23 protein-coding genes and 1 pseudogene are annotated in these 22,886 nt (G+C 37.9%); 17 read left to right on the top strand and 7 right to left on the bottom strand.

The features are described from left to right. Positions 1–174: 174 nt before the first annotated feature. Positions 175–1,323: an acyl-CoA dehydrogenase family protein gene (locus J2Z82_RS18385; protein ID WP_209482257.1), complete on the bottom strand. Its 1,149-nt coding sequence runs from the start codon at positions 1,321–1,323 to the stop codon at positions 175–177. A 298-nt stretch (positions 1,324–1,621) separates the two neighbouring features. Between J2Z82_RS18385 and rocF the strand changes: the two genes are divergently transcribed. Then, complete coding sequence (gene rocF, locus J2Z82_RS18390; RefSeq protein WP_209482258.1) at positions 1,622–2,524, top strand: arginase; 903 nt, start codon at positions 1,622–1,624, stop codon at positions 2,522–2,524. A gap of 482 nt (positions 2,525–3,006) precedes the next feature. Here the strand turns inward: rocF and J2Z82_RS18395 are convergent, their stop codons facing one another. Both J2Z82_RS18395 and J2Z82_RS19735 read right to left on the bottom strand, forming a co-directional pair. Next, a complete protein-coding gene (locus J2Z82_RS18395) occupies positions 3,007–3,666 on the bottom strand; it encodes a CPBP family intramembrane glutamic endopeptidase (RefSeq protein WP_209482259.1) in 660 nt (219 codons plus the stop codon). Positions 3,667–3,772: 106 nt separating this feature from the next. Further along, positions 3,773–3,934 (bottom strand): Spo0E family sporulation regulatory protein-aspartic acid phosphatase, encoded by a 162-nt coding sequence (locus J2Z82_RS19735; RefSeq protein ID WP_342453670.1) that lies wholly within the window; start codon positions 3,932–3,934, stop codon positions 3,773–3,775. Positions 3,935–4,077: 143 nt separating this feature from the next. On the opposite strand from J2Z82_RS19735, the gene sigW reads away from it, so the two are divergent. The 8 genes from sigW (at position 4,078) to J2Z82_RS18440 (ending at position 12,130) form a co-directional block, all read left to right on the top strand. Further along, the gene (gene sigW / locus J2Z82_RS18405) at positions 4,078–4,641 is read left to right on the top strand and encodes an RNA polymerase sigma factor SigW (protein WP_209482261.1); all 564 of its coding nucleotides are present in this window, start codon (positions 4,078–4,080) and stop codon (positions 4,639–4,641) included. A 15-nt stretch (positions 4,642–4,656) separates the two neighbouring features. After that, positions 4,657–5,310 (top strand): zf-HC2 domain-containing protein, encoded by a 654-nt coding sequence (locus J2Z82_RS18410; protein WP_209482262.1) that lies wholly within the window; start codon positions 4,657–4,659, stop codon positions 5,308–5,310. A gap of 354 nt (positions 5,311–5,664) precedes the next feature. Continuing rightward, the gene (gene cdaA, locus J2Z82_RS18415) at positions 5,665–6,486 is read left to right on the top strand and encodes a diadenylate cyclase CdaA (RefSeq protein WP_209482263.1); all 822 of its coding nucleotides are present in this window, start codon (positions 5,665–5,667) and stop codon (positions 6,484–6,486) included. Further along, a complete protein-coding gene (locus J2Z82_RS18420; protein WP_209482264.1) occupies positions 6,479–7,702 on the top strand; it encodes a CdaR family protein in 1,224 nt (407 codons plus the stop codon). The genes cdaA and J2Z82_RS18420 overlap by 8 nt, the downstream gene beginning before the upstream one ends. Before the next feature lie 106 nt (positions 7,703–7,808). Next, positions 7,809–9,152 (top strand): phosphoglucosamine mutase, encoded by a 1,344-nt coding sequence (gene glmM, locus J2Z82_RS18425; protein ID WP_209482265.1) that lies wholly within the window; start codon positions 7,809–7,811, stop codon positions 9,150–9,152. A 524-nt stretch (positions 9,153–9,676) separates the two neighbouring features. Then, positions 9,677–10,627, top strand: a complete 951-nt coding sequence (locus tag J2Z82_RS18430; RefSeq protein ID WP_209482266.1) for a WD40/YVTN/BNR-like repeat-containing protein — start codon at positions 9,677–9,679, stop codon at positions 10,625–10,627. Beyond that, on the top strand, positions 10,614–11,477 hold the full coding sequence (locus J2Z82_RS18435; RefSeq protein ID WP_209482267.1) for a hypothetical protein: 864 nt from the start codon (positions 10,614–10,616) through the stop codon (positions 11,475–11,477). The genes J2Z82_RS18430 and J2Z82_RS18435 overlap by 14 nt, the downstream gene beginning before the upstream one ends. Before the next feature lie 65 nt (positions 11,478–11,542). Then, positions 11,543–12,130, top strand: coding sequence for a YdeI/OmpD-associated family protein (locus tag J2Z82_RS18440; protein ID WP_209482268.1), 588 nt, complete (start codon positions 11,543–11,545; stop codon positions 12,128–12,130). A gap of 218 nt (positions 12,131–12,348) precedes the next feature. Here J2Z82_RS18440 and J2Z82_RS18445 read toward each other — a convergent pair whose 3' ends face one another. Further along, positions 12,349–12,633 (bottom strand): hypothetical protein, encoded by a 285-nt coding sequence (locus J2Z82_RS18445; RefSeq protein ID WP_209482269.1) that lies wholly within the window; start codon positions 12,631–12,633, stop codon positions 12,349–12,351. A 160-nt stretch (positions 12,634–12,793) separates the two neighbouring features. Between J2Z82_RS18445 and J2Z82_RS18450 the strand changes: the two genes are divergently transcribed. From J2Z82_RS18450 to J2Z82_RS18465, 4 genes are all read left to right on the top strand, one after another. After that, a complete protein-coding gene (locus tag J2Z82_RS18450; RefSeq protein WP_209482270.1) occupies positions 12,794–14,584 on the top strand; it encodes a S9 family peptidase in 1,791 nt (596 codons plus the stop codon). Between the two features lie 139 nt (positions 14,585–14,723). After that, positions 14,724–15,242, top strand: a complete 519-nt coding sequence (paiA, locus tag J2Z82_RS18455) for a spermidine/spermine N(1)-acetyltransferase (protein ID WP_209482271.1) — start codon at positions 14,724–14,726, stop codon at positions 15,240–15,242. 21 nt (positions 15,243–15,263) lie between these two features. Beyond that, positions 15,264–15,875: an FMN-binding negative transcriptional regulator gene (locus J2Z82_RS18460; protein ID WP_209482272.1), complete on the top strand. Its 612-nt coding sequence runs from the start codon at positions 15,264–15,266 to the stop codon at positions 15,873–15,875. A gap of 142 nt (positions 15,876–16,017) precedes the next feature. Then, positions 16,018–16,509, top strand: coding sequence for an SRPBCC family protein (locus tag J2Z82_RS18465; RefSeq protein ID WP_209482273.1), 492 nt, complete (start codon positions 16,018–16,020; stop codon positions 16,507–16,509). Between the two features lie 110 nt (positions 16,510–16,619). On the opposite strand, the gene J2Z82_RS18470 is transcribed toward J2Z82_RS18465, so the two are convergent. Further along, positions 16,620–17,171, bottom strand: coding sequence for a tetratricopeptide repeat protein (locus tag J2Z82_RS18470; RefSeq protein WP_245251799.1), 552 nt, complete (start codon positions 17,169–17,171; stop codon positions 16,620–16,622). 18 nt (positions 17,172–17,189) lie between these two features. After that, positions 17,190–17,660, bottom strand: coding sequence for a GNAT family N-acetyltransferase (locus J2Z82_RS18475; RefSeq protein ID WP_209482274.1), 471 nt, complete (start codon positions 17,658–17,660; stop codon positions 17,190–17,192). A gap of 494 nt (positions 17,661–18,154) precedes the next feature. On the opposite strand from J2Z82_RS18475, the gene glmS reads away from it, so the two are divergent. Next, positions 18,155–19,957: a glutamine--fructose-6-phosphate transaminase (isomerizing) gene (gene glmS, locus J2Z82_RS18480; protein ID WP_209482275.1), complete on the top strand. Its 1,803-nt coding sequence runs from the start codon at positions 18,155–18,157 to the stop codon at positions 19,955–19,957. A 345-nt stretch (positions 19,958–20,302) separates the two neighbouring features. Here the strand turns inward: glmS and J2Z82_RS18485 are convergent, their stop codons facing one another. Further along, on the bottom strand, positions 20,303–21,172 hold the full coding sequence (locus J2Z82_RS18485) for a DMT family transporter (protein WP_209482276.1): 870 nt from the start codon (positions 21,170–21,172) through the stop codon (positions 20,303–20,305). A 371-nt stretch (positions 21,173–21,543) separates the two neighbouring features. Between J2Z82_RS18485 and J2Z82_RS18490 the strand changes: the two genes are divergently transcribed. The 3 genes and pseudogenes from J2Z82_RS18490 to J2Z82_RS18500 all read left to right on the top strand — a co-directional run. Beyond that, complete coding sequence (locus J2Z82_RS18490; RefSeq protein WP_390314106.1) at positions 21,544–21,906, top strand: ArsR/SmtB family transcription factor; 363 nt, start codon at positions 21,544–21,546, stop codon at positions 21,904–21,906. A gap of 34 nt (positions 21,907–21,940) precedes the next feature. Continuing rightward, positions 21,941–22,423 carry an SRPBCC family protein gene (locus tag J2Z82_RS18495; protein ID WP_209482277.1) on the top strand — a complete coding sequence of 161 codons (483 nt, stop codon included), beginning with the start codon at positions 21,941–21,943 and terminating at the stop codon, positions 22,421–22,423. Positions 22,424–22,452: 29 nt separating this feature from the next. Continuing rightward, positions 22,453–22,800: pseudogene (locus tag J2Z82_RS18500) on the top strand (VOC family protein); the annotation flags it as partial. Between the last annotated feature and the right edge of the window lie 86 nt (positions 22,801–22,886).

Raw genomic sequence — 22,886 nt, forward strand, 5'->3', positions numbered from 1 at the left:
TAACTGGACTTCTGAATCAGCAACGTCCAGCTCCAGCGCCTAGCGCCTAGTGGACTTCCCTCCCCGTGTCTACGATAAGTCAACATCGAATCGCTAACGCTCTTCGTGTATCCTTTATCTCACACGGGTCAGTCCAGTCCATACGGCGCTGAACAGGCGCTTGCGCTTTTGTTCTTATGCCAACAAGTCTTCGGCTATTTCGATTCGTTGCATTTCAACAGTTCCTGTATAAATTTGTGTGATTTTGGCGTCACGCATCATCCGTTCAACCGGGTAATCACGTGTATAGCCGTAGCCGCCAAATAGTTGGACCGCCTCTGTAGTTAACTTCATTGCCATTTCGGATACATATGCTTTGCACATGGAAGAGGCAACTCGATAATCCATTCCTTTTTGCTGCAGCGTTGTTGCTTGATAAACTAACAGACGAGACGTCTCAATTTGCATTGCCATGTCAGCTAATTTGAATTGTATTGATTGAAAGTCCTTTAATTGTTTACCAAACTGTTCACGTTCTTTTACATAACTTAGAGCCTGTTGGTAGGCTCCTTCGGCAATTCCAAGAGCCTGGGCACTCATTGCAAGCCGGCCACCCTGTAACGTGCGTTTTGCAATTTCATAGCCTTGCCCTTCTTTCCCTAACATACTTTCGGCAGGAATGCGGCAATTATCAAAATTGAGTGATGCAACCACATGTCCACGAATACCCATCTTTCTTTCGGGCTTTCCAATTGTAAATCCTTCCATCCCTTTTTCTATAATAAAGGCGCTTAATCCCTCGCCATCACCTTCTACTTTATCGTCTGTAAGCATGAAAACAATGTAAATTCCCGCTGGACCTGCATTACTCGTAAATACTTTACTGCCATTAACAATATAATCATTACCGTCTCTTACAGCCCGGGTTGCTAACTGTTTATAATTAGATCCATGGCTTGGTTCTGTTAGACTGAACGCGCCTAATTTATCACCTGTTGCTAGTGGCCGCAGAAACTTTTGCTTTTGTTCTTCGGTACCAAACGTAAAGATTGGCCAACTTGCTAATGCGGTATGAATAGCTAAGTCTGAACCAGTTGATCCGCATACTTTGGAAAGTTCTTCAATTGCATTGATGAAGGCAACATAATCCATTCCAGCCCCACCGTATTCTTCTGGCCATGGAATGCCTGTCAGGCCGTTTTCTGCCATTTTACGATGTGTATCCCAGTCAAAATACTCCTCTTCATCGCGTTTAGCTGCTAATGGCTCAATTTCCTTCTTAGCAAATTTTTGCAGCATACTTTGAACTTCCAAGTGATCTTTATCAAATAAAAGTGCATCCATAACACTTCACCCCATTCTAATTTTTGAAATCGGAAAAGCTGGAGCTGATATATAATTAAAAATGAATGAACACTCATTCATTACATGATTAAAAAAATATACTTGAAATAAACTACTAATTCTCACCCCCACTATGAAACAAACGAAAGTATATTTAGTTTACTTTCAAATTCATTATAACATGACCCTAAAGTTTCATTCCAGCAATCAATCTCCAGTGTATATATATACATATTTTTGTCGAGTTGAGTCATTGCTTGTTTTTTGGCTAAAATAAAAAGGTAGAGGAGGAATTCAGATGAAGAAAAATATGTCTATAATTGGCGTGCCGATGGATCTTGGACAAAGTCGGCGCGGTGTTGATATGGGGCCAAGCGCCATCCGATATGCAGGTGTTGTTGAAACACTTGAAAATTTAAACTACGATATTAAAGATCTGGGTGATGTGCCTGTTTCCCGCCCTGATAGTAAATATGAGAAACAGGAAGATAATTTACGTAATCTACAACAGGTGGCAGATGCAAATCAGAAACTTGCAGAAATGGTCGACAAGGAAATTACCGGTAACCACTTCCCATTAGTATTGGGTGGTGATCATAGCATTGCTATTGGAAGTCTAGCAGGTATAGCGAAGCACTATGAAAATTTAGGTGTGATCTGGTATGACGCCCATGGTGATTTGAATTCTGGTGATACATCACCATCTGGTAATATTCACGGTATGCCACTTGCTGTAAGTTTAGGTATTGGGAATGAAAAGTTAACAAACATACTTGGCTATCAGCCGAAAATTAAGCCTGAGAATATCGTGATTATAGGTGCCCGTTCACTTGATCCGGGAGAAAAGGACTTGATTAAAGAAAGTGGTATAAACGTATATTCCATGCATGAAGTTGACCGCTTAGGCATGCCAGCTGTAATGAGTCAGGCAATAGACTACTTAAAGAATCGTACAGATGGAGTCCATTTGAGTCTAGATTTGGATGGATTGGATCCTGAAGAAGCCCCTGGTGTGGGAACACCAGTGATTGGCGGGTTATCTTATCGTGAAAGCCATCTAGCAATGGAAATGCTTGCAGAGTCCAACATCCTAACATCTGCAGAATTTGTTGAAGTAAATCCGATTTTGGACCACAAGAATAAAACGGCAACTGTAGCTGTCGGTTTAATAGGTTCACTGTTTGGTGAAAAGTTGAAGTAGGTAGCTTTAAAGTATAAATAGAATATAGATTGAATTGAGCATTGAATTGCAGAGCAATTTGATGCTTTTTTTGGCAGTTAAGAAACCAACATAGCTGTCGAATACGCAGCCATATCTATTATGAAAATGAATTTGTCATCGAATTAGAGAGGTGATTTCATATAGTCATATAGCAGATTTGAGGTTTTGCGGACACCAGAGACCTTATTTGGTAGAAATCCTTGAAAATGGCGATGTTTGCGGACACCAGGGACCTTATTTAGCACAAATGCCCTCTATTAGCTATGGTTTAGGTAAAATAAGAGCTTCTGTGTCCGGATAACTTCGAAAAGGTCACTGTTATATAAAAATAGCGTCTCCTGTGTCCGCTCGATAAATCTTTTATAGTGGCCAAAAGAACCCGTTCCTCCGCAATACGCAGCCAATACACCAGATAAGGGGTTTTCTAGGAAATAACGGAACTTAAGTTAATATGGCAACTGTTAAAATATCGCTCTTAATGCAATGATAATGATCGCTGAGTCAGCAATTATATGAACGAGCCATGAGTTATAAATATTATTGGAATTTTCATTGAGCCAGTTAAACACTAAGCCAATCGTAAATAGCCCAATTAGTGCTAACATGAATAATCCGATATTGAACCAGGTAAGAAAGATTGCTGTATGGTAGATTGCAAACAAAAACGATGAATATATATAGGCAAATAACCGATGTTCTTGCTGTATATTTTTAAAAATAAGTCCTCTGAAAAAAATCTCCTCTAAAAATGAATTGCCGAATATAATATAAAGACTAATAAATAAAAAAGTATCTCCAGTTATGTCTTTCTGAGCAAGATTTTCACTAATTTGGGCAAAGTCAATATGATCTTTTAACACAAGGTATGCTCCTATTAGAATGAGGAATGCTCCAATTCCCAAACCGGCACTTATTTTTAGTCGTTTGGTGTCGGTTTTTCCTGTCGCAAAGTAGGTGGTTTTGCTTTTGGTTATGTAATGAAAAATAAATAGTACAAGGAAGAAAATTACTACTTTTGCTATTGTTTTATATAGATACTCAAAGGAGAGAATTTGCTCAATGATAAACAATATTGAGATCGACAACGAGCTTAGTAATACAATTAAGTTTTTATGGGTCATACGAACACCTGCTATAGAGTTTTTTCCATTGTAACATTTTAACAGAAAAAAAAGACATCCATTTTTGCATGTCTTTTTACCCTATCTCTCTTTATTTTTGGCAAGTTCAATAAGTAATAAAGTTACTATCGTATTCATTTAGAAGCTTGTCTAATTTTTTGCTGGTTTGAATTACAATCTCAGAGGTCAATCCATGGGTGTTGCTTAAAGAGATTAAGGTATCACGACAATCCTCAATCTTTTCTAATAATATTGAATTATTTTCCACAAAACTGGCCTCCAATCTAGTATAATGTAGTATGAATTTACCCAATTTAATATAATTATAAACAACTTTTAGAAAAGTTTTTGAAACCTTACATGATGTTGTTTCGTATTTAAAATACCGCATAGTAAGCGGAGGTACTAATAATGAACTTAATAATAAAAGAGAAAATTAAACAGGTTAAAAGAGGGGATCAGTCCGCCTATGAAGATGTTGTTTCATTTTATCAAAATAAAATTTACCAACATGTTTATCGGATGCTTGGAAACCAGCATGAAGCAGAGGATATTGCCCAGGAGTCGTTTATTAGGGCATATATAAATATACATTCGTTTGACGATAGGCGTAAGTTCTCGACGTGGCTATACCGAATCGCCACTAATTTAACAATCGACCGGATACGAAAGCGTAAGCCAGATTACTATCTCGATGCTGAAATAAAAGGGACAGAGGGATTGGATATGTATTCACGGCTTGCGACTGATGAGCCGGCACCTGAAGAAGAAGTAGAAGGAATGGAATTAAAAAACTATATCCATCACGAAATATCTACACTTCCACCCAAATATAGAGGTGTTATTATTCTAAGGTATTTAGAGGAATTTTCACTCCAGGAGATTAGTGAAATTCTGGATATCCCTCTAGGAACAGTGAAAACTCGAATCCATAGGGGCCGTGAAGCACTAAGGAAAAAGCTTCGCCATGTGTAAAGGAGTGTGATCAACTTGAGCTGTAATGAAGAAATTATCGAGTTTATGCATAAGTATTTAGATGGTGATTTAACCAAACAAGAAGAAACGAATCTGCGCCGTCATTTGGAAGAGTGTGAGGCTTGCCAAAAACACTTTCATGAATTGAAGCGAACGATCACACTTATTCAGAGTGCCGAGCATATTTCTGCTCCAGAAGATTTTATAACTAATGTAATGAAAAATTTGCCGACAGAAAAGAAACGTGTAAGGTATAAACGTTGGTTTAAGGCACATCCGATTATCACATCGGCAGCAATATTCTTCATCTTTATGTTTAGTGGTATTTTCTCAGCTTGGAACCAGGAAAGTGAATTGGTTGTATCCAAACAGGAAAATCTAATTATTCAAGGTGACACTGTTATTGTTCCGGAAGGGGTTACAGTATCGGGTGACCTCTTAGTCAAAAATGGTAACCTGAGGATAGACGGAACGGTAGATGGTAATGTTACATTGATAAATAGTGAACTTGTGGATGACTCGATTGAAGGATCTGGTCTTATGGCATCTGCTGGTGAAGTAAACGGAGAGCTAAAAGAGGTCGATCGAATATTTGAATGGATCTGGTTTCATTTAAAGGATATGGTTGAAAGTATTTTCTCAATGGGATTAGTCTCGAATATGCATTAACTAAGAAAATGAAGAAACCTGGTGTATAATCCAGGTTTCTTTGTGCTTGCATAGGAAAATATAAAATTTAAGTGCTTTGAATAACTGGACTTCCGAATCAGCGACGTCCAGCTCCAGCGCCTAGCGCCTAGTGGACTTCCCTCCCCGTGTCTACGATAAGTCAACATCGAATCGCTTACGCTCTTCGTGTATCCTTTATCTCACACGGGTCAGTCCAGTCCATACGGCGCTAAACAGGCGCTTGCGCTTTTGTGCTTGGAATATAACATGATACAATGGAAAATATGATATAATGGATATACTATTATTACATTTAGATAGGAAGGAACCATATGTGCGGAAGGAAGTGTGAACATGCTTGATGGGGGATTTGATTTTTTAAACCTGTTGAGAATCGTCATAGATATTGCTCTCGTCTGGTATGTTTTATATAAATTAATCATGTTAATTCGAGGTACGAAGGCAATTCAGCTTTTAAAAGGAATTGTTGTCGTATTGGCTGTTTGGCTGTTAAGCATCGCATTTGATCTACATACGATTCAATATATTACAAACCAGGCAATTGACTGGGGTTTTGTTGTCATAATTATATTATTCCAGCCAGAGCTTAGAAGAGCATTAGAGCAGCTTGGCCGTGGAAATATGTTTTCCAGAGGTTCTAAATCAGAAGAAGAGATTCTGGAACAGAAAATTGAAGCAATTGTTCAATCAAGTACTTATATGGCCAAGCGCCGTATTGGTGCCTTGATTTCAATCGAGCGTGAGACTGGAATTGGTGACTATGCTGAAACTGGTATTCCAATTAACGGCAAGCTCACACATCAATTGCTAACGAATATTTTCACACCTAACACACCATTGCATGATGGAGCGGTAATAATTAAGGATGAGGAAATAATGGCTGCGGCCTGTTATTTACCGCTATCTGAAAGTCCGTTCATTTCAAAAGAATTGGGGACGAGACACCGTGCTGCAATGGGTATTAGTGAAGTAACGGATGCGATTACAATCGTTGTATCTGAAGAAACCGGAAACATATCATGTACGAAAAACGGTGAATTAAAGCGCGAATTGGACCGCGAGGGTTTACGTAAATACCTTCGTGATAATTTGCCATTATCATTAAGAGCCCCTGAATCTAAGACACGAAATCAGAGGGGGAAAGAAAATGGATAATTGGTTTAAAAGTCGATGGTTTGTCCGTGGTATTTCATTATTCTTTGCAATAGTCCTTTACGTCTTTGTGCAAGTGGAGATAGGTCAATATCAAAACGATTCACGGATTCCAAATAACAATGAGGGAATTCAGACGATTGAGAATGTCCCAGTAAATATACGAATCGATGAAGATAATTATGTAGTAAGTGGAGTACCAGAAACGGCTACTGTTTCGTTAGAAGGTCCAACAGGTACAACGACAGCTGCAGCAAGACAGCAGAATTTTGACGTATTTGTCGACCTGCAAAATCTTGAAGAAGGTACACATACGGTTGAGGTACAGCATAGCGGTGTTCCAAATGAGCTTACAGTATATATCGAGCCAAAAACAATTGAAGTAATAATTGAAGAGCGAGCATCAGAACAGTTTGATGTAGCAGTTGATTTTATTAATACCGAACAACTTCCAGAGGGATTTGAAGTAGGGAAATCAGAAGTAACTCCAAAAACCGTGACAATTACGAGTTCAAGTGAGGTTATTAGCAAAATAGCAATTGTCAAAGTGTTTGTGGACGTTGCGAAACTTGAGGAAAACATTGATAATCGGGAAGTTCCGGTAAATGTATATGATGCTAGCGGGAATGAACTGAATGTTAGAGTTGAACCCGGGAGTGTGGCTGTTTCTGCTGAAATTCAAAATCCGAGTAAGACAGTTCCAGTAACCCTTTCGACAACTGGAGAACTGCCTGAAGGGTATTCATTATCCTCCATATCTGCTAATGTAGATGAGGCAGAAATATTCGCAACAAGTGATGTTTTAGAAGGCGTAGAAGAAGTATCTACAGAGGAAATTGATTTGTCTGAGATAAACGAATCCGGCACGGTAAATGTTGGACTAGCATTACCGGATGGTGCCAATGCTCCAGAGTTGGAGCAAGTCGAAGTAACAATTGAACTCGAGCAGACGAGAACTGTAGAGGATGTTCCGATAGATGTTCAAAATCTGGAGGATGGACAAGAAGTTTCGTTTGTTGAACCTGCAGAACCGGTTATGAATATAACTGTTGTAGGTAACCAGAGTGATGTTAGTGAACTTTCAGCAGAGGATTTTCAGGTAACAGTGGATGCAGGAGGACTAGAGAGTGGGGAGCATCAGCTTCCGGTAACAGTTGAAGGTCCTGAGAATAGTGAAGTAGATGGCCAGTTTGGTCAAGTTACAATAGAAATTTCATGATGATTAATAGGGATAGTGTTATGAAATGGATTAGGGAGTAATTAAGTGCTCTTAATCGGCAATGCTCTCACAATTGGTTAAATGGATGTAAAAGGAGAGATCCAACATGGGAAATTATTTTGGAACAGATGGCGTTAGAGGAGTAGCAAATACTGAATTAACACCAGAGCTCGCATTTAAATTGGGCCGTTTTGGCGGTTATGCATTAACAAGAGATGTGAAGAAGCCGAAAATTTTAATCGGGCGTGATACACGCATATCTGGACACATGCTAGAAGGTGCCCTTGTAGCAGGACTGCTTTCTATTGGTGCTGAGGTTATGCGCTTAGGAGTTATTTCTACACCAGGTGTTGCCTATTTGACAAAAGCAACAAGTGCCGAAGCAGGAATCATGATTTCCGCTTCACACAATCCGGTTGAGGATAATGGTATTAAGTTTTTTAGACCAGACGGCTTTAAGTTAACAGACGATCAGGAGAACGAAATCGAGCAATTAATGGAGGCTGAGGATAATCTGCCTCGCCCAGTTGGTGCCGATGTTGGACTAGTTAACGATTATTTCGAAGGCGGACAAAAATATCTTTCCTTCTTGAAAGGGACAATTGATAATGACTTTGATGATATGCAAATAGCGATAGATTGCGCACATGGATCAACATCCAGTTTAGCTACACATTTATTTGCAGATTTAGAAGCAGATATATTCTCTATTGGTTCTTCACCAGACGGTTTGAATATCAATGATGGTGTTGGATCAACCCATCCCGAAACATTACAGGCATTTGTTACTGAAAAGGGTGCCGATGTCGGGCTTGCCTTTGACGGTGATGGTGATCGCTTAATCGCAGTGGATGAGAAAGGAAATATTGTTGATGGTGATCAGATCATGTACATTTGCGGTAAGTATATGAATGAAAAAGGTGTACTGCGCCATGATACAGTTGTATCAACTGTTATGAGTAATATCGGCTTTTATAAAGCATTAGAAGAAAACGGCATGCGCAGTGATAAAACATCAGTTGGCGATCGTTATGTAATGGAGGAAATGATTAGAGGTGGTTATAACCTTGGTGGTGAACAGTCCGGACATATCATATTCCTTGATTATAATACGACAGGCGACGGCATGTTATCCGCAATCCAACTTATAAATGTTATGAAAGAAACCGGAAAGAAATTATCAGAGCTTGCGGATGAAATGGAGATTTATCCTCAAGTACTGAAAAATGTACGAGTAATCGATAAGAAGAGTGCACTAACAAATCCTAGAATCAATGAAGCAATCGAAGCGGTGGAAAAAGAAATGGACGGAGAAGGGCGTGTTCTTGTACGTCCATCTGGAACAGAACCGCTAGTACGTGTAATGGTGGAAGCGCCAACGAAGGAAGCATGTGAAAAATATGCTGATCAGGTAGTCGCAGTAATTGATGACTTGCTTGGGATGAAATAATAAAATAAACGTTAAGGAACCGCTCAATTAACCTGATTGGGCGGTTTTTTTTGCAGTAAGCAAGTATAAATCCTTCATAAGAATGACAAGTTTTCTAGTGTTATGTCAAGGCTCGAAATCGTTTGTAATTTCTATGCATAGAATAAATTTATTGCAGTGTATGTGATTCTATTTCGGTTCGGAATATTTAGTAAATTTATATAATGAATATGTTAAAATAAATACAGATATTGTGATGATATGTCTTAAGCTAATATACGCTTTACTGTTTTCCTATGATCAGCAACCGTTTATAGGGAATTATATTTGTCACTTATAGTTTTGATTTATACATTTCATGTTAGAAGGTCTTTTTTCTCTAAAGAAAAGACTGTATAACTCATTGAACCCTCCGCATCCCTATCGATTACTATAGGCTTTGTAAAGGGATGGCACTGAAAGTAACAAGTAACAGGTGCCTTAATAAAAGTTTATCAATACTGTTAGCTTGAAAAGAATGAATTGCCAAACAAGGGGCGGTCCTCGTGAAGAATATTATACTAGGTGTTTCAAGTGTTATAATGATTGCCTTAATCATTGCTACAGTAATCTATTATAAAGATTCAAATGAAATTACAAATCCACAACTGGGTCAGCTAAATAATCTGCAGGATAACCAAGATTCACAAAATGAAGCCGAACAACCTCAGTCCGAGCAGTTACAACCGGTTATAAATGATACGATTACATACACTTTACAGAAAGACAAACTAAATATTACATACGATAAAGGAAATGATTGGATTGAGGTTCCGGTTGAGAAGGATCAGTTATTTGATGGAGAATATAATGGCAACAAGCAAAAGCTGATTGAAGATAGCTATATCTTAACAGAAAATCGAGCTGCATTCATATACTCGGATGGAGTTAACTGGGATGAAAAACGAATTTTATTAATTTATTCAGTTGATCAAGGTAAAACGTGGGAGAAATCATTAATTACAAAGCCCTTTCCGGCAATGAGGTTTAGAAAAGTAGATTTCCTGAATGATAATTTTGGATATATTATTATTTCTGGTGGTCGGACCATGTCACAGGAGTCTTCACATGTCTTTCTAACACGTGATGGTGGAGAAAGCTGGGAGCAAACTGATAATTCAGGGGTTACGAGGTTAATTTCGGGTGGAGGATTTATAGATGAAACAACAGGATTCTTATCGTTTGGGACTATTAATCCAGATGAACCGGATCTCTATGTTACCCAAGATGCTGGAGATACTTGGAGTAAAGCAACTATTAATATCCCAGAGAAGTATCATCAAATCCTTGTTTCGGCTGAAACTCCTGTAAAAGAGAGGGACCATTTGATAGTTTTAGTTAATCAAGGTCCTAATGGAGATTTTAAAGGTGGACAAGTAAAGGGGAGATTTATTTCAATGGATAACGGAAAAACATGGGAATTTCAGAAGGAGGTTCAGCCTAATGAAGCAGAATAGGGGCAAATGGATTTTAATAATTGGCTGGATTCTATTTCTTTTCGCAATTGGCTTTTTCTGTTTACAAATGGGATATATAGTCGTTCATGCAAAATTTCAAGTAGAGTATATTGATAACAGGTTATTTTATATCATAAATATATTCTGTATTATCTGTCTAACACTAGCAATACTGCTTCTACTTAGACTCACTAAAAAATTTAAGTTAATTGGTGCCAGCATTTTGGTGGTTTTTATATTTGTTAATATTGTAATGCTTGTTGCCAGTAACCAGGAAATAAAAAACATAACAAGTGTTTCCCCTGATCTAAAGCACGTCCTATCGATTAAAGAAAATACAGAAATTGGAGAGGCAGTTTACTATAGATCCTATTACGGTTTTCTGACTCGTCCAAAAGAAAGACTGCCCTATGAGACAGATGGCAAATTTAAAGTGGATTGGTTAGCTGATGATATCGCAGCCGTTACATACAAAGCAGCAGATAATTCCATCCAGCAATACATCGGTACTTATGGTGATCGTGGTAGTGGCAGATCCTATTATTACGTGGGAGCGGAAATTCACGGAATATGGCAGGGTAAAACATTTGAGGTGGTAAGCGACACAGAAGGAATTTCTGTGACTGAAAATGGTAATACTGAATTATTTGAGTGGGGTAATATTCATCAGTTTGGTACACTTGCTGTTATTTTAAAAAAGAATAACGAAGCCATTTGGACAATAGCATTAAATGAAAATTTTGAGGTTCATTCTGCTGCCTCTGAACAAACTGTAGGAAACATTAGTTTATATAAAGCAGCGATGGAAAAAAATCAGCCAATAACACTGCACTATAAAGATTCTAATTAGTACAATAAAATAGATATTGTTTGTGTATTACAACTGAACGAAAAACTGAAGAGAGGTCTTCCTTAATGACAAATAATAGAACGAATCCTAAGGTTGATGATTTTTTAAGTAAAGCGGAAAAGTGGAAGGAGGAATATGAGAAGTTGAGGAGTATTGTCCTTGACTGTGAACTGACCGAAGAACTGAAGTGGAACTTGCCTTGCTATACGTTTCAGAAGAGTAACATAGTTATAATACAAGGATTTAAAGAATACTGTGCAATTATGTTTTTCAAAGGAACCTTGTTAAATGATTCCAATGGTATTCTAGTCAGACCAGGGGAGAATTCACAGGCGCAGCGACAGATTCGTTTCACCAATGTTCAAGAAATAGCTGCAATGGAAACTATCTTGAAAGCCTATATTTATGATGCCATTGAAGTTGAAAAAGCCGGTCTGGAAGTGAAAAAGAAAACAGAATTCAAAATTCCTGAAGAACTTGAAAATAAATTCGATGAAAGCCCTGCCTTGAAAACTGCTTTTGAAGATTTGACGCCAGGACGACAAAGAGCATACATAATCTATTTTTCTAAAGCCAAACAATCCAAAACTCGAGAGTCAAGGATTGAAAAATATATACACCAAATCCTCAATGGAAAGGGATTAAATGATTAGTATATTCAAATATAAGTTTGTATGTTTTTTATGCTATGTTTTAATTTAACAGCAGATATTAGAAAGAATTACCGGTTGGAAATAATAAAATATATGTTAAGGAACCGCTCAATTAAAGGGCGGTTTTTTTTAATGGCAGATAAGAAACTATATATCCTTTCTTACTGCATAAGTGCAACTAAGGCAATTCGCCCAAAGGCTTGGTAAATGCCAAGTTTTCAAAAGAATTCAACTACCGTTATGATAATCAGTATTGTGAGGAATGCGATACCTAATCCAATCCACCAATAGTTCCTGGCGGCTGTTTCGTTCTTTAATAAAAAGTAGTTAATACCAAGAAACAAAACAGCGCCTAGGGCCAGACTAATTAGTGCTTCGAGTGAATTTAATTGAAATGGTTTCCCCCAGCTAAAGAGTACCCAAAAATATAAGTATGCGTAAAACGAAATTATCCCAATGATAATATTCACTGCATAAAAAATTAATTTTTTTATTTTATTCAATGGAATAGCCCCTTATTTTAGAAGATACTGATAGAATAACGAAAAAAGGAATAAACCACAAACGCACTACCTTCAATACGTAATTTACGTTATAATTAATCTTACAAATGAAACTTTTCAAACATCTATAGAAAAAAGAAATAATTTTAGGGGGAATATGATGATACAATTTCCAAAACCAACTGTGGAGCAATTTTTTCGTACGTATGTTATCACGAATTTTACAGTGAGTAATGATGAAGAACGTCTTGTATTCAGTTCAAACCTGAATGGCAAAATGAACTTGTGGGCAATAGATCTGCCTGACACATTTCCATATCAGTTTGCCCAGTATGATGAATCCTGTAGTTTTATAAAATTTGATCCAGAAAATCGTCATGTATTAGCTGCATTCGATAAAGATGGCGATGAAAACCACCATATTTATGCAATACCAAGTGAGGGTGGCTTACCGCAGCCATTGATTTCAGGGGGGGCAGCGGAGAAGTATTTTTTTGCTCACCTGAGTGAAGATGGTAAGCGCGTCTATTACATGACTTCAGAGGAAAACCCGTCATTTCTGAATGCGCGTGTCCGTAATTTGGAAAATAACACAGATACATTAGTCAATATTGGCGAAGTTTCTCCTACCGAATTAGCAGCTGTTTCAAAAAATGAGGACGCTTTTGTCTATTTAAGGGCTTTTGCAAATACGTTTGTTACAGGATTTGTTAAAACCGGTGAAGAACAGCACAGCTTAACTCCTGATCCTGAAAAAGTTCATGTAACATTTGATCCTGTGTTTGTTGATGAAAAAACGATTTATTTTGTAACCAATTATGATAGTGAATATAGTTATGTTGCTGAATTTGATCTTGAAACAAAAGAGTTCTCATCACTGATTTCAATTGAGAATGAGAGCGTCGAATCACTAAAATTCAATAAAGAGAATAATGCGTTATACCTTGCTACTGAAAATGGGGTTACAGATGAATTATACCGTTATGATCTGAGTGCTAAAAGTCTTATAAAATTGTCGGCACCAGTCGATGTCATTGAACAAATTCATCTAGCAAAATCAGGGAACATTTATCTATTAGGACGGAGCGCGACAGTACCACATAATATTTTTAAATTTAAAGACGGCAAAGATTGGAAGCAATTGACCAACAATCGTGTGTTGGGACTGGATAACAATGATATGGTTGAGCCTGATGTTGTTTCCTATAAGTCATTTGATGGGATGGAAATTGAAGCCTTACTGTTTAAGGCAAAGCCTGAAAATGATAATGGCTATACGATATTTTGGCCGCACGGCGGACCACAAGCGTCTGAGCGAAAGTCATTCCGCTCGATGTTCCAGTGTTTTCTCAACCGTGGATACACAATTTTTGCACCAAACTTCCGCGGCAGCACAGGCTATGGATCCTCTTTCGTAAAATTAGTCGAGCAGGACTGGGGAGAAGGGCCGCGTTTGGACTGTGTAGCAGGCATTGAATGGCTATTTGAGAAAAATATAACGGACCGTCAAAAGTTATTCCTGGTTGGTGGCAGTTATGGAGGTTATATGACATTATTACTTCATGGACGCCATCAAGAATACTTTAAAGCCTGCGTTGATATTTTTGGACCATCCGATTTATTCTCGTTCATCAATTCTGTACCACCGCACTGGAAGCCAATTATGGACCGCTGGTTAGGTGACCCGGAACGTGACAAAGAACGCTTTATCAAAGACTCACCAGTGACATATTTGGATGGTATGACGAAGCCAATGCTCGTTATCCAAGGAGCAAAAGATCCGCGTGTCGTGAAAGAAGAATCCGACAATATAGTAGCCAAGCTTGAAGAAGCGGGCCGTGATGTCGAGTATCTCGTGCTTGAAGATGAAGGACACGGTTTCTCCAAAAAGGAAAATGAAATTAATGTTTATAACCGTATGCTGGATTTTTTGGAAAAGCATCAGGTGTAAGTTTACGGTCTAAATAAGCTGAGATACCTATAATAAATTGCACCGTTTTACCCCTTTGGATATTATTTTCTAAAGGGGTTCTCTATAATTCGCCAAAAAGGGACACAAACGAGACTATTGAGAGGAGTTTATTATTCAGATGTCCATCGTTATCAATGAATGTACACTTGAGGATTTAAAAACACTTCAAGAAATAAGTTATACCACGTTTAATGAAACTTTTTCTGATATGAATGCAGAGGAGAACATGATAGCTTATTTGGAAAATGCCTTTAATACAAAGAGGTTAGAAGCAGAAATATCAACCCCATATTCAAACTTCTTTTTAATTCATTACAATGGGGTACTCGCGGGTTATTTAAAAGTAAATGTCAATGAAGCCCAAACGGAAGATATGGGAGAGGAAGCACTGGAAATTGAAAGGATCTATATTAGAGAACAGTTTCAAAAACATGGTCTTGGTAAGCATCTGCTTGATAAATCCATGGAAATTGCAATGAAAAATAATAAAAAGAAAATCTGGCTAGGTGTATGGGAAAAGAATGAAAATGCTATAGCTTTCTATAATAGATTGGGATTTATCCATATTGGATCCCACGCTTTTTATATGGGTGATGAAGAACAAATAGATTTTATCATGACTAAAGCACTTAAATAATCTTTTGAAAGGAGGATTCTTATGTATATCCCCAAACATTATAAAGTCACAGACTTTGATGAAATCAAAGAATATATTCAAAATAACTCTTTTGGAACAATTGTAACGACAAAACAAGGAAAACCTATTGCCTCTCATTTGCCTTTAGAGTTACATAAACAAGGAAATGATTACTATATTACGGGACATTTTGCTTATGCAAATCCTCGGTGGAAGACATTCGAGAATGATAATGAAAACGTCCTTGTAATGTATCAAGGTCCCCATGCTTACATTTCATCTTCTTGGTATAAATCTGAAGATGTACCAACATGGAATTATCAATCTGTCCATGTATATGGAACAGCTAGTATAATGAGTGAAGAAGAATTGAAAGAAGATCTTAAACTACTATTACAAAAATATGAGCAACATCGTAAGAATCCAGCTTTATGGGAGAATCTTTCTTCACAAACCAAAAAGCAAATCAAAGGTATTGTTGGCTTTAAAATTAAAATACAAGAAGTTCAAGCTGCTTATAAATTAAGCCAAAACCGAAATGAAGAGGACTATAAAAATATCATTGATAAACTCCATGAGGAAAAAGAATTAAATTCTAAGGCATTAGCAGAAGTGATGAAAAATAGAAAGTAATGGATTAATCTATCTAAAAGTTTTTTCGGAAGTGGATACGATATCAATAAATATTTAGTAATCCTTAAGAAACACTGCTTTTTCCCTAATATTTGCTTATGTTTATAGCTATCATAATAACGCCAATAAGGAGGATTGTTTCATGACAAATTCGTCAGGCAAAAAGCGGACTGATTCTGCTTCAAAAGTTATTAAGGCATCACCGCAAACCATCTACCAAGCATTCACTGACCCGGAGGCGCTCGTTTCATGGCTGCCGCCGGAAGGGATGAAAGGTAGTATTGACTTTTTCGAACCCCGGGAAGGAGGGGCTTATCAAATGTCCCTTACCTACGTCAGCCCAGATCGTCCCATGCGCGGCAAAACATCGGAGGACACTGACGTCGTTCGGGGGACATTTTTAAAACTGGTCGAGGACAAGCAAATCGTGCAAGAGATCAAATTCGAATCAGAGGATCCCTCGTTTGCGGGTGCAATGATCATGACCTGGGCTTTAGAAACTGTCTCAGAGGGCACCAAAGCCACTATCATTTGTGAGAATGTACCTGAAGGAATACGGCAGGAAGATCACGAAGCAGGCCTGGAATCCACTTTGGAAAATCTTGCTGCATTTGCTAAACAGGATAGAGCTTGATCTATAACTACTATCGTTTGCCGGCGCAAAAAAGTGGCATGATTTTAAAATAAAAAATCACATGCCACTTTTTCCGGTTGGGTTTCGATTGTAGGAGTAGAAAGATAGGACTACTTATAACTGCATGTTCGAATAGCGTGTTCGGTTTCTGAAATGAGATCTTTATTATCATTTTCCAGGCGTATTTCCAAAGCTTTGTTAAAGTAATCTGTCGCACGCTGAAATTCTTTCTGGTCAAAAAGGTTTTTGCCATAATGCTGGTAGACAAAGTCCAAATATGCGCTATAGTTCGGATCTGTTTCTGCCATTTCAATTAATTCAGTAAACATTTTGTTGGAAATATCGAATCTGTTCTCCCATTGATAGGTATTTGCCAATCGTATTTTATTAACAAAAACACTTTGCTCATTGTTCATGTTTTCGGAAATTGTGATTGCTTCATTAAGGTGTTTTTTACTTTCTTCCAATTCACCTATTATTCTTAAAAAGTAACCAAGCAGCCCGTACCTTTTACTTTTTTCATAATCATCATATGTATTATTATTAAGCTGTTCCTTAATATATAGCATTCCTTCAAGCATACTCAACTGATCCTGGGCAACTTCCCGTAAATTCGGACCATATTTAAATTTCATATTAAATGGGATATCTGCAATATTCATAGATTATCACCTTGTCTTTTAAATATTTTTACGTACAAACTCTCTTTCTAGCATAAAATTATTTTTTCGATAAAATTGTCTGGCAGATTCATTTTTAATCCAGTAATCGAGCTCTATACAATCAACTTGTTCGCTGTGTGCAATTTGCTGGGTCTTCTCCATTAATGCTTGTCCATAGCCTTTTCGTTGTTCTGACTCGTTTATACTAAGCTGATGCACATACAGGCTTTTATATGGCTTTTTAAATGGTGTACTAGGCTTATTCAGTATTTCAAAAAAGATAAACCCTTTATTTTCATTTTCATATGACAAAATTAAAAAGGTGTATTGTTCATGTTTCATTAACTTTTCAAACTCGACTTCCATTTCTAATAAGTTATACGGTGTAAAATAACGAGGGTATAATTTAACGTGCAGGTTGTGAACAACTTCATTTAGCTTTGCAAGTTTCTGATAATCATATGATCTAAATATTTTAATCAGATTCACCTCATATTTTTATCCTAGTATACATGAAGAGATAATATAATGTACATATAAGTGAATTAAACATATACATAATACAACACCTTCCTAAAAAAAGTGATTGACCGTATAAGCTCGCCTCGGTTAAAATGTAATGAGCCCTTAAAAAGGTTTACTATCCGTGATTTCAGGTTAAACACGAGGGTGGATGTATTTAGTCAAATATAGAAAGGTGGATCGATGTTACAACGTACGAAAAGCGCCTGAACTATTTTCTGGACGGGAACGAAGATAGTTGACGAGGTGGAGGTTAATCGAATGAATCGGCGGATACCTCCCGATTGCACATCCCAATCGATATGCTTTATTTCTAAAACAGCAAGGTGACTTGTTGGACAATAGAATAAAGCAGGATGCATTAATTATATGTACACGGGAAAGGGGCAGCCGAACGCCCCAGTATAATTAAACGTACAGGTCGTTTGTCTGCCTCTTTTAATCAAGGAGGATGCAACGATATGTGTGGAATTGTAGGATATATTGGACAGAATGATACAAAAGACGTATTGCTAAATGGACTGGAAAAGTTGGAATACCGCGGCTATGATTCAGCGGGAATTGCAATGTTAAACGATAATGGAATGAATCTTTTTAAAGTGAAAGGCCGAATTGCAGCATTAAGAGGCCGTGTAGATGAATCTGTTGAATCAACAATGGGAATCGGTCATACACGTTGGGCAACACATGGTGTGCCGAGTGCAACGAATGCACATCCACATCAAAGCACAACAGGCAGATTCACACTTGTTCATAACGGTGTCATCGAAAACTTTCAGGATTTAAAAAGAGATTATTTAGGTAATGTCTCGTTTGTCAGTGAGACAGATACAGAAGTTATTGTTCAGCTAGTTGAGAAAAACTTCAACAAATACGAAGACACTGCAGAAGCATTTCGCCAAACAATTAGTCTATTAAAAGGCTCCTATGCGATTGGATTAATTGACAAAGAAGATCAGGATACCATTTATGTGGCAAAAAATAAAAGCCCACTACTAATCGGCCTAGGTGACGGCTTCAATGTGATTGCAAGTGATGCAATGGCAACATTGAAGGAAACAGACCAATATCTTGAGATTTATGACCAGGAAGTTGTCCTTGTAAATCGTAGTTTTGTTGAGGTGCAAAAGCTGAATGGAACAGTCGTTGACCGTAAACCATTTACAGCACAAATTGATGTGAGTGATACCGAAAAAGGAACATATCCTCACTTCATGCTGAAAGAAATTGATGAACAGCCATTTGTTATGCGCAGAATCATCCAGGAATACCAGGATGACGACAACAACCTTAAGCTTGATCAGGATGTTCGTGATGCAATGAAAGCATGTGACCGCATTTATATCATTGCAGCAGGCACAAGCTATCATGCTGGGTTAGTTGGCAAACAGTTCATTGAGAAATTAGCAAAAGTACCAGTCGAAGTCCATGTAGCAAGTGAATTTTCTTATAATATGCCGCTGCTATCGGAAAAACCATTATTTGTATTTATTTCACAAAGTGGTGAAACAGCCGATAGCCGATCAGTTTTAGTAAAAATAAAGGAATTGGGACATCCAGCACTAACCATTACCAACGTGCCAGGATCCACCCTTTCTCGTGAAGCGAATTACACATTAAATCTTTATGCAGGACCGGAAATTGCAGTCGCATCAACTAAGGCCTATACAGCACAAATGGCAGTTTTAGCCATATTGGCAGTAGATACAGCACAGGCAAAAGAACTGCAGTTAGACTTTGACCCAATGCAGGAGCTAGCCATTGTTGCAAATGCGATGGAGGTACTAACAGAACAAAAAGAAGCAATTGAAGACTTAGCAAAGAACTATCTGGCAACATCACGTAATGCATTCTTCATCGGACGCAGCACTGACTACTATGTATGTATAGAGGGCGCACTTAAGTTAAAAGAAATCTCTTATATCCAGGCAGAAGGTTTTGCCGGTGGAGAATTGAAGCACGGAACAATTGCGTTAATTGAAGATGGAACTCCTGTAATTGCTTTAGCAACACAATCAGAAGTTAATTACGGAATCCGCAGCAACGTACAGGAAGTGGAAGCACGTGGCGCAAACGCAATGGTCATGAGCATGAAAGGCCTTGAGCAGGATACCGATGCATTTGTTGTACCACACGTGCATGAGCTCTTAACGCCACTCGTAAGCGTCGTACCATTGCAGCTTCTAGCATACTATGCAGCACTGCATCGTGATTGTGATGTCGATAAACCTAGAAATCTAGCGAAAAGTGTCACGGTTGAATAGAGTTATAGAATGTGAGTAACCACAAGTTCACAAACATTAAAGTATGTAACTCGACAATATTGTTGGTAACTCATATTGCTGAATTGATAAAAAACATTCGCTTAAACACTTACAACTTAATTATTAAAAAACGACTTTTCTCAATTGAGGTAAAGTCGTTTTTTTTGGCTCTTTTAGTGAGTCGGTTTGACTTTTCTGAAATCATATTAAAAGTGAGGAGAATATAAAATGTCCAGGATCACGAGTTTATACTTTTCAATAAAATTGGCTAAAGAATGGCTTTGGAAAGCGAACTGGAAATGTTTATAAACCATTAATCATAACCTATCTATTGACTGAAGGCTTTTAGTTAGACTGTCTAACACTTAAGATAGTGATAGTGGCTAAAATAATGAGCATGCCAATAAGTTGAACAAATGTCAAACTATCTTTAAGAACAAATACACCAAACAAGGAAGCTGTAACAGGCTCTATCATAGCGATCATTGAAGCAGTTGAAGGTGTTGTCCATTTGATGCCGACTACATAGAAAACAAACGACACGCCGGCTCCGACGAGACCTAACAGGATAAACCAACCCACATCACCCGAAGTTATGACAGAAAGTGCTTCTTGGTGGTCGATAAATAGTAATAGTATCAAGGAAAATGCGAAAAAAGCGATGGTTAATATTGACTGCGGCTTACCAAAAGCGGAGGCATTTTTAAAGCTGAAAATAAATAAAGCATACGAAAGACCAGAACCGAGTCCTGTAATAGTGCCTAGTGGGGTGACAGTTGATGATCCAGATTTATAAGCACCTGTAAGTAGGAAAATACCCAATAGTACAAAAACGATACTTCCCCATTTTAGCCAAGTGGAGCGCTCTAATCTTAGGAAAAACGAAATTAATAGTACAAACACTGGTGCAGTGTACATTAATGTAGCTGCGATAGCTATGCTAGACGCTTCAATACTCAGAAAATAAAAGGTGAAATTTCCAGCTACCCCAACTCCTGCAAGGATAGACCATACATACACAGATAAAGAGCTAGGCCAATTTTGTTTTGCCCGAAAAAGAAACCATGAAAAGATACATATAAGTCCAATGGCACCACGATAAAATGAAATTACAGTAGGGTTCCAACCTTTATTCATTAATATATCAGCGATCCCGCCGGTAATGCCCCAAAGTATAGCTGCCAACATAACCAAGCCTATTCCACCATATCTCATTGTCGGCCTCCTGTTAACGATGTTGTAATTAAAATTGCTATCTAGGGTTTATTCCATTTGAGAAGAGCATTTAAACGTAAAGTCTTTATGTTGTTAGACTCTCTTTTATATGTTTACGAGGAATTGGAGTGTCTCATATATATGAGACAATTATTCTCTGCTGAATCAAGAGGTAGTTAACTTATAACTATCAGCAGATCTAATGTATCCCCTTTTATTATGCAGTATAACCATACTATTCAATAGAAGATGATAAGGAAAAAATTCGTTAAACTTATAATCTCTTTTTTTATTTTCTTTCAAGGGAATTTTCCTTAATAGGAAATTTCCCTTGAAAGAAAATACTGGATATGATATGTTATCTTCAGATAATGAAAGGAGGGGATGTATGCATGAATGCCGCGACTTTCAGTGCTCTGGCTGAACCCAATAGAATGAACATCATTGAATTGCTGCGAGACCTTGGAGCGCTAACCGTCGGGGAAGTCTCTCAGAAACTCGGACTACGAATGCCACAGTCATCCAAACATCTTCACGTTTTGGCTAAAGTTGGTCTTGTTAGCGTGAAGGCTGATGCGAACAGACGAATATATTCCATTCGTCAAGAATCGTTTGTAGAGATGGACAAATGGTTAGAATCCTTCATCAGAGATAAAGAAGAACAGTTTGACAGGTTTGAAGATCTTTTAATGAAAAAACAAGCTATTGAAAAGAGCGATGACGAGCAAATATGATGTTTCTTAAATTTAAAACAGAGGAGTAGATAAAATGTCAAAAACTCGGATTATAGCTGAAAAGGGAACGCACGATGTTGTCATATCTCGTATCTTTAATGCACCTCGGGAGCTTGTGTTTAAGACTTATACCGACCCAGTAACGGTCCCTGAGTGGTGGGGGCCGAAAAGGTATACAACTACAGTAGATCAGATGGACGTGAAAAAAGGTGGCATTTGGCGATTCATTCATCGAGATGTTGAAGGAAACGAATATGCGTTTAATGGTGTTTATCATGAAATATCTTCACCTGAAAGGATAGTCAATACCTTTGATGTTGAAGGCTATTCGGATTTTCTCGGACTTGTCACGATTCACTTCGAAGAAATGCCTGGTGGTAAGACGAAATTTACCGAGTCTACGGTATATCAGTCAGTAGAAGGTCGAGATGGCATGATAAAAGCGGGTATGGCAGAAGGAGCCACTGAACTCTTGGATCGGCTTGAAGAATTTCTGGATAAACTTCAGAGTAATTAAGTTAATAACAATTAGAAGGAGGAATAACGATGACAAAAACAGGTCAAAACATCGTTCCGCATTTATGGTATGACAAGGAGGCAAAGGAAGCGGCAGAATTTTATGCTTCCATTTTTCCGGAGTCCAGAATTACGGATGTAACCCCACTTGACGACACACCATCTGGCGACTCGCATTTAGTCTCTTTTGAGTTGTGGGGGCAAAAGTTCTTGTCCATCAATGCAGGACCTATTTTCAAATTTAATCCATCGGTATCTTTCATGGTGAATTTTGACCCAAAGAGAGATAAAGAAGCGAGTGAAGAATTAAATAACGCTTGGAACAAATTGTCTGAAGGTGGCAAAGTGTTAATGCCGCTTGACAAGTATCCCTTTAGTCATACATGTAGCGCAAAATCAGCGCTACACCACAGAGAATGAAAATGGTTTACTCCGTCGATACTGGATTCTACGGCTGGGAGAGG

The sequence above is a fragment of the Virgibacillus litoralis genome (genome assembly GCF_017873675.1).
Taxonomy (GTDB): domain Bacteria; phylum Bacillota; class Bacilli; order Bacillales; family Amphibacillaceae; genus Lentibacillus; species Lentibacillus litoralis.